Origin of the sequence: Brucella gallinifaecis (assembly GCF_006476605.1) — a bacterium.
GTDB lineage: Bacteria > Pseudomonadota > Alphaproteobacteria > Rhizobiales > Rhizobiaceae > Brucella > Brucella gallinifaecis.
The window spans coordinates 67,785-81,793 of sequence record NZ_ML636813.1; the positions used below are offsets into that span (position 1 = coordinate 67,785).

A 14,009-nucleotide genomic window follows, 5' to 3' on the forward strand; every position below is an offset into this window, starting at 1 on the left:
CCGTCGCACATATTGCGTCGCGACTCAAGCTGTTCCCGGCGCTGTTTGAGCTGGCGCGTCATCATAATCCTGTGCACTCAGATAATCATAAGCTTCCATGACCTCAAGGGGAATGGCCTGGGCAATCTGAAAACCCCGGGCCGGATATTCAAGAATACGCCTCAGATCACCCACCATCTCCCGCACCAGCATTTTAAAATCATGATCCAGTGTCGGTTGATCTTCAAAAGACGTAGAGGGTGCGGTGATAATAGCCTTGGCTTCCGGCCATTGCCGGTGAACCGTGGCCCGAACCCTGCGTTGCATGTGTGGTTTGGTTACAAAAATCGGGCTGATTACGCCCCCATCCATGATCTCACGCGCAAAAAGAACATTTTCACCGAGATTGCTTGCTTTCGGCTCAATAATGATGGCGCTTTCGGGCACACCTTGCGCAATGGCAATTTTTGCAAAGGCTTCCGCAACCGGCACCCTGTAAAGGTCTTTTGTGCTGTTGCTGCTGTTTCCTGTAAATATGAGACAATTGGCATAGGTTTGCAGATAAAGATCGGCTGCATATTTTGCGACGCGGGTGTCATCGCTGCCAAGACCGATAATAACATCGGCCGTGATAAGTTTATCGGAGAGGCAATGGTAATTCCATAGCACACGTGCAGCAGTATGAATGTCTGATGTCATGTAAAATCGATAGCCTGTAATGCGCTGCCATTGCGCTTGAGCCATGCTTTGCAGCGCTCTGTATCAGGACAAAGCTCATGGCAGAGTTTCCAGAATTTCGGCCCATGATTCATCTCGATCAGATGAGCCACTTCATGGGCGACGAGATAATTGATGACGGGTGCAGGCGCCATGCCGATACGCCATGAAAAGGAAAGCACGCCGTCGGATGTACATGATCCCCAGCGGCTTTTGGTATCCTTGAACCTTACCGCTTTGGCTTTGCGGCCAATTGTTGCTGTGTGACGGGCAACAAGCTGTTCAATATCGCGTTTGACCTCGCGCTTGAGATAATCGGCGATGCGCCGCGAAAGATGTGCAGGATCACCATGAACGAGCAGAATATTGCCTTCCAGCAAATCCACAGTACCGCGTCCGGGCTGGTGGGTAATGAGATGCGCTATGCCGCGAATGGGTATTTTCACACCTGCACGAAGACCCGTCTGATCGGGCATTTTCGCAATGCGGCTTTCAATCCAGCCCTGATGCCGGGTGAGAAAGCTTTGGACCTCGCGGTCGGGCAAGCCCGGCGGAATCGTGACGCGCAGGCCTTTGCCGCCGGTTTCAATACGCAGCGTCAAGCGCTTGGCGCGTGGGTTTTCCAGCACACGCAAAGGCAGTTCACGCCCCGCAACCGCGTGAATGCGTTCACGCGTGACAACAGGCGTTTTTTTGGTTGCAGATCGAAATAAGGAAAAACCCATGCGCTAAAGATAAGTGATTCGCGCAAAAAACCAGATAGTTTTAAGAATTGAAGCAAAACGGCGTGAACAAAGTCCACGCCGTTTACCTCTTCAGAGAAGAATTTTACCGATTATGTGGTCGTTATGTCATTGCTGTCGCTTGTCTTGCGTGAAGCACGGCGCTCATTCATGAAGCGGTCAAACTCTTCCTTGTCGCGAGCGCGACGCAGTTCCTGTGCATAGGCTTCAAAGTCTGCGCGGGCTTCGTCGAGTTTGCGGCGTTCCGCTGCCAGACGCTCAAGTTCTTCGCGACGCCAGTCGTCAAAAGCGGCATTGCCTGTGGTGCTGCCAAAATTAAAGCCTTCGCTTTTGCTGCCATTTCGGAACGAGCCGAACATCGAATCGGTCTTTTCATTGACGCTTCGTTTGAAGTCGCCGAGGCGATCGCCCCAGATGATATAGGCAAGCATGGCGAGGCCAAGTGGCCAGAAGAAGATAAAGCCCAGCACCATCAGCGCAATCGTCGCTGGCGTCCATGCGGGGCGGATCAATGCAGAACTGGTCATGGTCTACTCCGTTTAATTCAGGGCCGTTCGCTTAGTCTCGCGGCTTGAATTTGACGTGGTAAACCAATTGCGGCTTTTCAAGAATATCATGGGTCAGTTCCCGAAAAACAGGTGCTAAGCAATGCAATTATCTCGAAATTTTTTTACGTAAATGTTCGAGAGTGGCTACGATAAGCCCTGCAACCAGTGCCCAGAAGGCCGATCCAACACCAAAAAAGGCAATGCCGGAGGCGGTTACTGCGAAGGTTACGATTGCGGCAACCCGTTCTTCTTCAACTTTAAGCGCCAGTGTCATTGCATTGATGAATGGTCCCATCAGAGCAAGGCCTGCAACCAGCGCAATCAGCGTTGCCGGCAGCACGGCAAAAATCGCAACCAGCGAAGCGCCAAACAGGGCGAAGACCAGATAGATAACAGCGTAAACCGGGCCGGTCATCCAGCGCTTGTTGGGATCAGGATGCGCATCGGGATTGGTGCATAATGCTGCGGAAATGGCCGCCAGATTGCTGGTGCCGGCACCAAAGGGGGCGCTCAGCAGCGAGAAAAGCCCCGTTACCCGCAGAGCGGCACTTGTCGGCGGCTCGTAGCCTGAAGCACGCAATACGGCAAAACCGGGCAGGTTCTGCGAGGCCATGGTCACAAGATAGAGCGGCAAAGCAATGCCGATCATCGCGCCAATATGAAATTCTGGCCAGATCAGTGTGAGAGTTGAGATTTCCGGTGCAGGCAATTGCGGTGCCCGATCGCTCAGCAGCGCATAGGCCATACCGAGTACCAGCACGGCAATGACAGCCAGTGACGGATTGAAAACACGAATAATGAAGAAAATTGCAATGAGAGGAAGCACAAATCCCGGATCAATCGAAACGGATTTTGCAGCCGCAATTACGAAACTGAGCAATATGCCTGCTAGCATTCCCGAAGCAACCGATGCCGGAATGCGGGATACCAGCGTCGAGAGCTGGCTGACAAGTCCGGTCAGGATCAGCGCCAGAGCCGTTACGATGAATGCACCAACGGCTTCAGGCATGGTAAAGCCGGCACTGGCGCCAATCAGGGCCAGTCCCGGTGTAGACCATGCTGCAATGATCGGCATTTTATAACGAAGGCTGAGCCAGGCGGATGAGCCTGCAATAGCCAGACAAACGGCAGTCACCCAGCTTGCAGTTTGCGCCTGCGTTGCGCCCAAAACGCTGGCCGCAGCAACGATGAGTGCCAGCGTGCTGCCAAAACCGACAATTGCTGCAACAGCCGATGATGCAAAAATCGAAAAGCGCATGATTATGCTCCAGTCGATATGCGGTCGGCGAGGCTGGATATGGTGCGGATCAGCAGTTCCAGGTCTTGCGGGCGGGAAAGGCGATGATCGCCATCACGCACAAGCGTCAGCGTTACATCGTCAACGGGCAGATGCTCAACGAGTTTCAGAGCATGTTGATAGGGCACGGCTTCATCCTGCATGCCTTGCAGGATATGTACCGGGCAACCCGTTTCGATAATGCCCTTGAGAACAAGATTATTACGACCGTCCTCAATCAATGCACGGGTATAGATATAGGGATTTGGTGAATATTCCGACGGCTCTTCAAAATAGCCCTGTTCGTTCAGGTTTTTTTTCTGCGCATCTGTCAGTGAGGGTTCGACCAGTTCGGCGGTAAAATCAGGGGCGGGTGCGATCAGGACAATTCCGGCTGGTGATTTGCCGATCTTTTTCAGCTCCTGTGCCATGCGAAGCGCGATCCAGCCGCCCATGGAGGAACCGACGAGAATCTGCGGACCCTTTGTATATTTGTCATAAACCGCGAGGCTTTCATCCAGCCAGCGCGAGATTGTGCCCTGATTAAAGTCACCGCCTGAAGAGCCATGACCGGAATAATCAAATCGCAATGCGCAACGCCCGGTTTTTTCAGCCCACTCGTCGAGAACAATGGCTTTGGTGCCAAGCATGTCCGAGCGATAGCCGCCAAGCCAGACAATGCCGGGTGCAACCTCACCATTGCGATTGCGGACTGCAATCTGTGCACCATTAATGGTGATAAAATCCGGTTCATCTGCGCTCATGGTCTGTCTCCTGATTTGGCAGGCAGTTTTGAAGTTTTTTCATTGCCATTTATGAAAGACTGAAAAAACTCTCCCCCTGAAATATTGATAAATGCGATAGATATATCCTTTAAAGTGATCTAAACACTTCTTTATTCATCGGGGGTGATTTTCCTTGTCAAAGATGCTATTGACTTTACCGCTCGCTTGACCACATTTCCACGTTAAACAGAGGTTTGATAGGAAAAGGCCGTCGCGGGTCACGAAATTAAGCCGCCTATGACGTTAACAATCAGGAGATAACGACCATTCGCCGACCGTTCAGAGCGACGCCGGTCCAGAAAGACGGACCGCGCTCCAACAGTGATATCCGGGTTCCCCGGGTGCAGCTTATCGATGCCGAAGGCCATAATCATGGCAGTATCCCGACGCAGGAAGCCATTGCAATGGCAGAAGAAGCGGGGCTCGATCTTGTTGAGATCGTGCCAAACGCTGAACCACCTGTGTGCAAGATCGTGGATCTCGGCAAGCTGAAATATCAGAATCAGAAAAAAGCCTCCGAAACACGCAAAAAGCAGAAAACGGTCGAAATCAAGGAAATCAAGATGCGACCGAACATCGACACGCATGATTATGAAGTGAAGATGAAGGCTGCCCAGCGTTTCTTTGACGATGGTGACAAGGTGAAGTTCACTTTGCGTTTCCGTGGTCGTGAAATGGCGCATCAGGAGCTTGGCATGAAGCTTCTTCTGCGTGTCAAGGAAGACACTGTAGATATTGCAAAGGTGGAAGCCGAGCCTAAGCTGGAAGGCCGTCAGATGATGATGGTTCTGGCTCCACGCTGATCTATTGATTTTTTTGCTTTTGAAGAGCCGCCTTCGGGCGGTTTTTCTTTGTGACAATTCGCTCTGGATGAATTGCCGTTGTGATTGTGATTCAGTCATTGCGTTTTTCAGGCTTTGCGCCTATAAGCCACCCTCGAACCGACCGGCAGGGCATGCCGTGGCGGTTTCGTATGCTTTTCGGACTTGGTCTGTCCGGAAGTAAAACAAGGTTTCTGTCAGTTGCAGATACGGACGCCACTAAAAGCAAGAGACGTCGAGTGCCAAGGGCACAAGGGGGATCGTAAAAGCAAGAGGCGTGGAGTGCTGCAAGCACGACGGGGACTAAACAAAGGAGTAGCAAAATGCCCAAGATGAAGACCAAATCGGCTGCTAAGAAGCGGTTCAAAATTACTGGCACTGGCAAAGTTGTAGCTGCGGCTGCAGGCAAGCGCCATGGCATGATCAAGCGCTCGAACAAGTTCATTCGCGATGCACGCGGCACCATGGTGCTCTCGGACGCAGATGCGAAGATCGTGAAACAGTTCCTGCCTAACGGCCTTTAAGCCGTCTATCCTCTAAGGAGATCATAACATGGCACGTGTAAAACGCGGCGTAACTTCCCACGCCAAGCACAAAAAAGTTCTCGATCAGGCTTCCGGTTTTCGTGGCCGTCGCAAGAATACAATCCGCACAGCTAAGGCTGCTGTAGATCGTTCGAAGCAATATGCTTACCGCGATCGCAAGAATCGCAAGCGTACGTTCCGCGCTCTCTGGATTCAGCGTATCAACGCTGCTGTTCGTGAGCATGGTTTGACCTATGGCCGTTTCATTGATGGTCTTGGTAAAGCTGGTATCGAAATCGACCGTAAGGTTCTTTCGGACATCGCAATCCATGAACCTGATGCATTCGGTGCGCTGATTGCTTCTGCAAAGAAGGCTCTTGAGTACCTCAAGAATACCGAGACGCCAAACGCTTTTGAAGGCGCTGTTCGCTAAGCCAGCCCTTCCCAAGTGATATTTTGAATTCTGGGAACCCGCGCTGGCTCGGCTGGCGCGGGTTTTTCTTTCTTATCAGTGCCGCAGGCACGAGTGGGATATAAACCAAGAGGCGTGGAGTGCCGTAGGCACGACAGGGAAGCCAAAAACAAGAGGCGTCGAGTGTCCCCTGGACACGAGAGGGATTAAACCAAGAGGCGTGGAGCGCTGCAGGCGCGACAGGGAAGCCAAGCAAGAGGCGTGGAGTGCTGCAAGCACGACAGGGATATAGACATGAGCGATCTTGAGCAACTCGAACAAACTATTCTTGGCGAAATCGCTGCTGCCAGCGACGAGCAGGCGATTGAAGCAGTGCGCGTTGCAGCACTTGGCAAGAAGGGCACGGTCTCTGAAAAGCTGAAAACGCTGGGCAGCATGACACCGGAAGAGCGTCAGGCGCAAGGTCCGGCAATTAACGGCCTGAAGAACCGCGTCACAGAAGCGCTGAATGAACGCAAAACAGAGCTACGCAAACAAGCTGTTGCCTTGCGCCTTGAGCGTGAAAAGCTTGATGTGACGCTCCCCGTCCGTGAAGGCGCTGTCTCGCGTGGCCGCATTCATCCAATTTCTCAGGTTATCGATGAAATCACTGCGATTTTCGCAGATATGGGTTTTTCGATTGCCGAAGGCCCGGATATCGAAACCGATTATTATAATTTCACGGCGCTGAACTTCCCCGAAGGTCATCCGGCGCGTGAGATGCATGACACATTCTTCTTCAATGCTGACGAGAAGGGCGAGCGCAAGCTGCTACGCACACATACGTCGCCGGTTCAGGTGCATACGATGGAGAAGTTTGCAGCCATTCGTGACAAGGAAGGGCGGGACGAGCCTATTCGTATCGTCATTCCGGGCAAGACCTATCGCATGGATTCCGATGCCACCCATTCCCCGATGTTTCATCAGGTCGAAGGTCTGGTTGTCGATAAATCGGCCAATGTCGCCAATATGAAATGGGTGCTGGAAGAGTTCTGCAAGGCGTTCTTTGAAGTGCCAAATGTCACAATGCGTATGCGTCCGAGCTTCTTCCCGTTCACCGAGCCATCGGTTGAGGTCGATATTCAATGCGACCGTTCCGGCCCGCATGTGAAGTTTGGTGAAGGCACCGACTGGCTTGAAATTCTGGGCTGTGGCATGGTGCATCCGAATGTGCTGCGTGCATCGGGTTATGACCCGGATATCTATCAGGGCTTTGCATGGGGCATGGGTATCGATCGTATTGCCATGCTGAAATATGGCATGCCTGATCTGCGTGCTTTCTTCGATGCCGATGTGCGCTGGCTCAATCATTATGGTTTCCGTCCACTTGATCTGCCGACGCTGTTCGGTGGTTTGAGCGCGTAAAGACAGGAAGGAACAGAGAAATGAAATTCACGCTTTCCTGGCTCAAGGATCACCTTGAAACTGATGCGACGCTCGATCAGATCGTCGAAAAACTGACCGATATTGGTCTGGAAGTGGATGGGGTCGATGACCGCGCCGCTTTCAAGGCTTTCAAGATCGCCAAAGTTCTGAGTGCCGTTCAGCACCCGGATGCTGACAAGCTGCGTATTTTGTCTGTTGATACGGGCGAAGGTCAGCCGGTTCAGGTTGTTTGTGGCGCTCCAAATGCGCGTGCTGGTCTGGTCGGTGTTCTTGGCCGTCCGGGCGATTATGTGCCGGGCCTTGATGTTACGCTTTCGGTTGGAAAAATCCGCGGTGTTGAAAGCTTCGGCATGATGTGTTCCGAGCGCGAGCTGGAGCTGTCCGACGAGCATAATGGCATTATCGATTTGGCCGAGGATGCACCTGTTGGCACAAGCTATGCGGCATATCTTGGTATCGACGATCCGATTATCGAAATCGGCCTGACGCCAAACCGTGCGGATTGTACCGGCATTCGCGGCATTGCCCGTGATCTGGCAGCCGCTGGCCTTGGCACACTCAAAAACACTTTGCCGGAAGCGGTAAAGGGCGAAGGCGAGGTTCCGGTCAAGGTCATTCTCAATCAGGATGCGCAAAACCCGTTCTGCAACGGTTTTGCACTGCGTCTGGTCAAGGGTGTCAAGAATGGCCCAAGCCCGAAATGGATGCAGCAGCGTCTGAAAGATATTGGGCTGCGTCCGATCAATGCGCTGGTGGATATTACCAATTATGTGACTTTCGATCAGGGCCGTCCGCTGCATGTGTTTGATGCAGCCAAGGTCAAGGGTAATCTCACTGTGCGTCTTGCAAAGGACGGCGAAACCATTCTGGGTCTTGATGGGCGTGAACATAAGTTCAAGCCGGGCATGTATGTGATTGCCGATGATAACGGTCCCGAATCGATTGCCGGTATTATGGGCGGTGAGCATTCAGGCTGCGATGAAAACACTGTCGATGTGCTGATCGAATCCGCTTTGTGGGATCCGCGCATGATCGCACGCACGGGCCGCGAACTGGGTATCGTCACCGATGCACGCTATCGTTTTGAGCGTGGCGTTGATCCTGAAATGATGATTCCGGGTGCGGAACTTGCAACCAAACTGGTGCTTGAGCTTTGCGGTGGCAAGCCAACGGTGCTCGATGTGGTTGGTTATACTGCTCCCGCGGCGCGGGTGATTGATTTCCCGGTTTCGGAAGTCAGGCGTTTGACCGGCATCGACGTTTCCTATGATGAATCGTTTGACATTCTCAAGCGCCTTGGTTTTGGCGTTGAAGGTGACGGCAAGGTCATTAAGGCAAAAGTTCCGTCATGGCGCAGTGACGTGGAAGGCAAGGCTGATCTCGTTGAAGAAGTCATGCGTATTCATGGCATCAACCAGATCGCACCGCAGCCGCTGCCGGGGCTTGGCACGGTCAATGGCCGCATTCTGACAACGCTGCAAATCCGTACGCGTCTGGCACGCCGCACGCTTGCATCGCGTGGCATGATGGAAGCTGTAACCTATTCCTTTATTTCGGAAGCTCAGGCCAAGGCTTTTGGCGGCGGCAAGCCTCAACTGAAACTGGCAAACCCGATTGCATCCGATATGTCGGACATGCGTCCATCGCTTCTGCCGGGCCTGCTGTCTGCTGCACAGCGCAATGCGGATCGCGGCTTTGGTGATACGGCACTGTTTGAAGTCTCGGGCATCTATGAAGGCGACAAGCCTGAGCAGCAGCGTCGTGTGGCTGGCGGTATTCGCCGCGGCACGGCAGGTGTGGAAGGCTCGGGCCGTTTCTGGTCGGGCAATGCTGCCAATGTTGGCGTGTTTGATGCGAAAGCTGATGCGCTGGCAGCATTAGAGGCAGCCGGAGCGCCGGTTGATCGCATTCAGATCGAAGCCGGTGGCCCCGAGTGGTTCCATCCGGGCCGTTCGGGCACGCTGAAGCTCGGACCAAAGGTCGTGCTTGGCTATTTTGGTGAGTTTCACCCGGACACGCTGGAAGCGCTGGATGTGTCAGGTGCGCTCTGCGGCTTTGAGGTCTATATTGATGCGATTCCTGAGCCGAAGGCTAAGGCAACCCGTACCAAACCTCCTCTCAGTCTCTCGCAGTTCCAGAGCCTCAAGCGTGACTTCGCTTTTGTGGTGGATGCAAATGTGGAAGCAGGCAGTGTGATCAAGGCTGTGTCATCTGCTGATAAAAAGCTGATTGCCGGTGTTCAGCTCTTTGACGTGTTCGCAGGCGCTTCACTGGGTGAAGGTAAAAAGTCGATTGCGGTTGAAGTGTTGTTGCAGCCACAGGACCGCACGCTGACCGACGAAGATCTGGAAGCATTGTCGAAGCAGGTGATTGCCAATGTCAGCAAGCAGACCGGCGGCGTCCTTCGCGGATAAGCAACAAATGAAAGGCCCGTTCGTGAGAGCGGGCTTTTTTCTAGCCTCGCAAGCCGATGCAATTGCGCATGGGGCTTTGCCTGGTTGTGTTACATATTTGGAACGGTCCCGATAGCAAGTATTTCTGCGTCAATGTCCATGGTAGGGTGTAGTCATATGTCCGGCCTGGGCACTCTTACTTTAACGAGAGTGCAGACTTACTTCATTCCTTTGACGCATTTATTATGCGGATTTCAGGCAATTGATTTCACGCCACATGTTAGTGGCGGCTTGTCGTAATTCACGGTGATCAGTAGCGTTGAGTTGGTTGCAAGGAAAGTAATGCAGGTTGTAAATGGGATCATGTATCGACGTAAAGCGTTGCACATGTCGGGCTGATTTAAAGCGCTTCATAACAAGCTCACGTCGCCGAATCGGTTGATGCGAATTTTCTGCCAGATTGTTCAAACCCTTATGTTGGCAATGATTGCAAACGTTAAGGCGTATTGCTCGTTTGGCAGCGTCATATGATCGTAGTCTATCAGTGACCATAATCCGCGGTGCACAGTCCTATGCAGAGAGAAGCTTGCGCATGAAACGTTTGGTAGCCTTGGTATTGCGGCGTTTCTGGACAAAAACATCTAACACAAAACCATCCTGATTAACCGCGCGCCAAAGAATGTGATGCTCACCTTTGATGGATATCATGCATTCATCCAAGTGCCATGTATTGCCAAGGCGCGGTGTGCGACGACGAATATTACTGGCATAGGCGCGTCCGAATTTCTCAGCCCATTCATACACTGTCTTATATGCGACGAAGATCTCGCGATAAGCCAATATGTCCTCAACCATGCGAAAGCTTAAGGGAAAGCGGAAATATAACCATACGGCTTCGGCAATAATCTCAGCGGGATAACGGTGGCGGTGATAAAGTGAAGAACGAGGTTCGGTCATCACCCGTTATCGCCACTGATCCTTACGCTTAGGTTAAGGTAACAGTGTCCCGTTTTTGATAGACACGTTTCGCGAATAAAGTGAGAACTGGAAGTCCCTGCAACACTTAATCTTGGGACCCGTAACCTTAATTTTAGAACTCCTGCATCGCTTGTGATGTGATTTCGACGAGTGGTGAGAAAAGATATTCGAGGATACGGCGTTTGCCCGTTTTGACTTCAACCGTGACGGCCATGCCGGGTATCAGTGGCATCGGACGACTGTTGACAGTGATTGTTGCCTGATTGGGCTTTACTGTGATTGGAAACACGAGATTCTGAACACGTTGAACGTTTCCAGTCGGCACGAGTGTTTGAGGCTCACGCATAGCAGTCGATTCCAGTTGTGCTGCATCCGGTTCGGGCACTGTATCTGTTGCGACGTTGGTCACACTCCCTTCGATTACGCCAAAGCGTGTAAAAGGATAAGCTTCAATCTTGATAACAGAAGGCTGCCCGGCCAGAACGAAACCTGCATCGCGATTGGGAAGATAAGCCTCGATTTCAATCTGATCATTTTTTGGGACGATGCGCATCAGTTCTGCACCTGCGGTTATAACCTGACCGACGGTGGTAATCGACGACAGTTGTACCGTGCCATCAATCGGGCTTTCTATTTTCATCGACTGGCGGCGCTTTCTGGCTTTGATGAACTGCTGTTCCAGTTCATCAACCCGGCGCTCAGCTTCGGATAATCGTGTTGCGTAGTCAGCAATGGTGGCGTTCAGCAGTTTGATGCCTTCACTGGTTGCCACCTCGAGTGCTGCTTTTGCAGTTCCCAGTTGCCCTTGTTGCGATGCAAGTGTTGCTGAAGCTTCCTGCTGTTGTTGCAACGCGTTAATGACGTGCGCGCGAGATCCGGTGCTCGTTTTAACAAGCGCGGATCGCATATCAACGCGTTCGCTTAATGTCTTTACGAGAGCGGATTGTGCGAGAATTGTCTGGGTCAGACTATCGATTTCGGCCTGGCGCTGTAAACGTTGCGCAGTAAAACTTCTCAGTGCGGAACCAAGCTGTGCCAGATCTGCACTAAGGATTTTCTGCTCGCGTAACCGGATGGCGTCCGAAATGGGCACAGTATCGGTCCATTGAATAATCTCAGCGGGGCTATGCTCAGACCATAAATTCGATTCTGACCAATTTGAAGTACTATTCAGAAAAGCTTGTCTTCGGGCGACTTCGGCTCGGAAAGCCTGTAAGCTGCTTTTTGCTGCGCGTTCTCCGGCCAGAGCTTCCGTATCATCAAGCTCAACGAGTACATCACCGGCCCGTACAGACATTCCATTGTGAACTGCAACAGAGCGTGTCCGCCCGGCTTCCAGAGACTGAATGATTTTCACACGGCCTGTTGGCTGGATCTTGCCTTGTGCAGTTGCAACAATGTCAAACGTGCCAAACCACGTCCAGAGCAGTGTTCCGGTAGCCAGCAGACAAATAAACCAAATGAACGCCACCCGCACGGGCGATGCTGGTGTCTCCAGAATCTCCAGTGCAGCAGGCAGGAAGGCATTGTCAGTATGGTTCTGACGGCTAGAGTATGTTTTCATACCAGCTGATCGTTTTAAAAACAGATTGATAAACCGTCTCATAGGGAATTGCTCCCGGTCTGCAATTGCCACAGATGGGCATAAAGTCCGTCGGGACGGGCCAGCAATTCGTCATGTGTTCCGATCTCAATAATGCGACCGTCCTGCATGCCAACAATGCGGTTGCAATGGCGCACTGTTGCCAGTCGATGTGCAATGATCACAACTGTTCGTCCCCGGACAATTTCCCGCATATTGCCTAGAATGATCCGCTCGCTTTCATAGTCGAGCGCACTGGTGGCTTCATCGAGGACCAGGATCGGCGGATTGGTAGCAAGCGCCCGTGCTATGGCCAGGCGCTGCCGCTGCCCACCAGAGAGATTGGCGCCGCGTTCTTCGATCAGCGTGTCATAGCCACGTGGCAGTTTGGCAATAAACTCATCAGCACCCGACAGCTTTGCCATACGAATGACAGCTTCACGCGACATGCCAGGTACGGCAAATGCAATATTGTCATGGATCGTGCGGTTGAACAGCATGTTTTCCTGTAAGACCACACCGATATGCGAGCGTAACCAGGCAGGATCGAGCTGTGCTGCATCCTGACCATCAATAAATATCTGACCATTGCGCGGCATGTAAAACCGCTGAATGAGTTTGGTGAGTGTCGACTTTCCTGACCCAGACGGGCCGGCGATGCCGATCACCTCACCGGGCGCGATGGAAAGGTCGATGCCTTTTAGCACATCCTGACCATCCGGGCTGTAGCGGAAATCGACTGACTTAAAACTCAGTGCTCCTTTTGGGGCTGGCAAGCTGACACCAACGGATGGTCTTGATTCCGTTGGTGCATTGAGAATATCAGCCAGTCTTGAAACAGAGACCTGCACCTGCTGGAAATCTTGCCATAGCTGCGACAGGCGCAGGATGGGCTGCGAGACTTGGCCTGCAATCATATTGAAAGCTACAAGCGCGCCAACTGAAAGCTCGCCGTTGATCACGGCCTGTGCACCAAAGAGCAACAGTGCTGCATTGGTTATTTTGCTGACATACTGGATGGCATTCTGACCTTTTGCTGACAGCATAGTGGCGGCAAAAGACGAGCGGACATAAGCCGCCAGACGCTCTTCCCATTGTGTCGCCACAACAGGTTCCACTGACGATGCTTTGAGCGTCTGGATGCCGACGACGGTTTCAACAAGCAATTGCTGGCTATAGGCACCACGATCAAATTTCTCATCAATACGGGTTTTGAGAAATGGCCGGATCAGAACGCCAATCGCGATATAAAACGGGATTGATGCAACCACGATCCAGGCAAGGATCGATGAATAGCAAAATAGTACAAAAATGAAGACGAAGGTGAAGATCAGATCCAGCCCGGAAAACAGGCCTTGACCGGTCAGAAAATTCCGGATCGTTTCAAGTTCACGGATACGCGCAACGGTCTGCCCGGCTGCACGCGTTTCAAAATAGCTCAACGGTAAGTTCATCATGTGACGAAACAACCGCTGTCCCAGTTCGACATCGATGCGGTTGGTTGTATGTGACAAGGTATAGGTACGCAGATATTGCAACACGACATCAAACAGCCCGATCGCAGCCAGACCAATTATAAGAACGATCAGCGTTGAATAGCTGCGATGAGCCAGCACCTTGTCTACCACGACCTGAAAGAACAATGGTGTTACGAGTGCAAATAGCTGAATAAACAGCGAGGCCAGCAAAACATGGCTAAAGGCGCGCTTATAGCGAAATAACGACGGCAGAAACCAACGGAAGCCGAAGGGTTCTGTCGCAAAGTTTTTGGAAGGATATAAGCGGCCTTATTTCTGGACGCAATTATGCTGCGAGCTTTGCAAAGA

11 protein-coding genes and 2 pseudogenes are annotated in these 14,009 nt (G+C 52.1%); 5 read left to right on the forward strand and 8 right to left on the reverse strand.

Annotation, left to right across the window (positions count from 1 at the left end; genetic code table 11):
* Positions 1-24: 24 nt before the first annotated feature.
* The 5 genes from FHY56_RS15720 to FHY56_RS15740 form a co-directional block, all read right to left on the reverse strand.
* Positions 25-678: a YdcF family protein gene (locus FHY56_RS15720; RefSeq protein ID WP_140906102.1), complete on the reverse strand. Its 654-nt coding sequence runs from the start codon at positions 676-678 to the stop codon at positions 25-27.
* Positions 675-1,421 (reverse strand): M48 family metallopeptidase, encoded by a 747-nt coding sequence (locus FHY56_RS15725; RefSeq protein ID WP_140906103.1) that lies wholly within the window; start codon positions 1,419-1,421, stop codon positions 675-677. The genes FHY56_RS15720 and FHY56_RS15725 overlap by 4 nt, the downstream gene beginning before the upstream one ends.
* A gap of 110 nt (positions 1,422-1,531) precedes the next feature.
* Complete coding sequence (locus tag FHY56_RS15730) at positions 1,532-1,966, reverse strand: DUF2852 domain-containing protein (RefSeq protein WP_140906104.1); 435 nt, start codon at positions 1,964-1,966, stop codon at positions 1,532-1,534.
* Between the two features lie 127 nt (positions 1,967-2,093).
* On the reverse strand, positions 2,094-3,245 hold the full coding sequence (locus FHY56_RS15735; RefSeq protein ID WP_140906105.1) for a benzoate/H(+) symporter BenE family transporter: 1,152 nt from the start codon (positions 3,243-3,245) through the stop codon (positions 2,094-2,096).
* 2 nt (positions 3,246-3,247) lie between these two features.
* Positions 3,248-4,027, reverse strand: coding sequence for an alpha/beta hydrolase (locus FHY56_RS15740; RefSeq protein WP_140906106.1), 780 nt, complete (start codon positions 4,025-4,027; stop codon positions 3,248-3,250).
* A gap of 287 nt (positions 4,028-4,314) precedes the next feature.
* Here FHY56_RS15740 and infC point away from each other — a divergent pair, with 287 nt between their 5' ends.
* The 5 genes from infC (at position 4,315) to pheT (ending at position 9,644) form a co-directional block, all read left to right on the forward strand.
* Positions 4,315-4,851, forward strand: a complete 537-nt coding sequence (gene infC / locus FHY56_RS15745; RefSeq protein ID WP_140906107.1) for a translation initiation factor IF-3 — start codon at positions 4,315-4,317, stop codon at positions 4,849-4,851.
* 341 nt (positions 4,852-5,192) lie between these two features.
* Positions 5,193-5,393 (forward strand): 50S ribosomal protein L35, encoded by a 201-nt coding sequence (rpmI, locus tag FHY56_RS15750; RefSeq protein ID WP_007872654.1) that lies wholly within the window; start codon positions 5,193-5,195, stop codon positions 5,391-5,393.
* A 28-nt stretch (positions 5,394-5,421) separates the two neighbouring features.
* Positions 5,422-5,826 carry a 50S ribosomal protein L20 gene (rplT, locus tag FHY56_RS15755; RefSeq protein WP_140906108.1) on the forward strand — a complete coding sequence of 135 codons (405 nt, stop codon included), beginning with the start codon at positions 5,422-5,424 and terminating at the stop codon, positions 5,824-5,826.
* Between the two features lie 273 nt (positions 5,827-6,099).
* A complete protein-coding gene (gene pheS, locus FHY56_RS15760) occupies positions 6,100-7,209 on the forward strand; it encodes a phenylalanine--tRNA ligase subunit alpha (RefSeq protein ID WP_140906109.1) in 1,110 nt (369 codons plus the stop codon).
* Between the two features lie 20 nt (positions 7,210-7,229).
* Positions 7,230-9,644: a phenylalanine--tRNA ligase subunit beta gene (pheT, locus tag FHY56_RS15765; RefSeq protein WP_140906110.1), complete on the forward strand. Its 2,415-nt coding sequence runs from the start codon at positions 7,230-7,232 to the stop codon at positions 9,642-9,644.
* A 222-nt stretch (positions 9,645-9,866) separates the two neighbouring features.
* Here pheT and FHY56_RS15770 read toward each other — a convergent pair.
* The 3 genes and pseudogenes from FHY56_RS15770 to FHY56_RS15780 form a co-directional block, all read right to left on the reverse strand.
* Positions 9,867-10,580 (reverse strand): annotated as a pseudogene (locus FHY56_RS15770) (IS6 family transposase).
* 133 nt (positions 10,581-10,713) lie between these two features.
* Complete coding sequence (locus FHY56_RS15775) at positions 10,714-12,165, reverse strand: HlyD family type I secretion periplasmic adaptor subunit (RefSeq protein WP_140906111.1); 1,452 nt, start codon at positions 12,163-12,165, stop codon at positions 10,714-10,716.
* Between the two features lie 38 nt (positions 12,166-12,203).
* Positions 12,204-13,931, reverse strand: a pseudogene (locus tag FHY56_RS15780) (type I secretion system permease/ATPase); the annotation flags it as partial.
* Between the last annotated feature and the right edge of the window lie 78 nt (positions 13,932-14,009).

Excerpts from the sequence above, each read along its gene's own strand:
- FHY56_RS15720 (WP_140906102.1), bottom strand. The coding sequence starts at position 678 with ATGACATCAGACATTCATACTGCTGCACGTGTGCTATGGAATTACCAT.
- FHY56_RS15725 (WP_140906103.1), bottom strand. The coding sequence starts at position 1,421 with ATGGGTTTTTCCTTATTTCGATCTGCAACCAAAAAAACGCCTGTTGTC.
- FHY56_RS15730 (WP_140906104.1), bottom strand. The coding sequence starts at position 1,966 with ATGACCAGTTCTGCATTGATCCGCCCCGCATGGACGCCAGCGACGATT.
- FHY56_RS15735 (WP_140906105.1), bottom strand. The coding sequence starts at position 3,245 with ATGCGCTTTTCGATTTTTGCATCATCGGCTGTTGCAGCAATTGTCGGT.
- FHY56_RS15740 (WP_140906106.1), bottom strand. The coding sequence starts at position 4,027 with ATGAGCGCAGATGAACCGGATTTTATCACCATTAATGGTGCACAGATT.
- rpmI (WP_007872654.1), top strand. The coding sequence starts at position 5,193 with ATGCCCAAGATGAAGACCAAATCGGCTGCTAAGAAGCGGTTCAAAATT.
- rplT (WP_140906108.1), top strand. The coding sequence starts at position 5,422 with ATGGCACGTGTAAAACGCGGCGTAACTTCCCACGCCAAGCACAAAAAA.
- pheS (WP_140906109.1), top strand. The coding sequence starts at position 6,100 with ATGAGCGATCTTGAGCAACTCGAACAAACTATTCTTGGCGAAATCGCT.
- pheT (WP_140906110.1), top strand. The coding sequence starts at position 7,230 with ATGAAATTCACGCTTTCCTGGCTCAAGGATCACCTTGAAACTGATGCG.
- FHY56_RS15775 (WP_140906111.1), bottom strand. The coding sequence starts at position 12,165 with ATGAAAACATACTCTAGCCGTCAGAACCATACTGACAATGCCTTCCTG.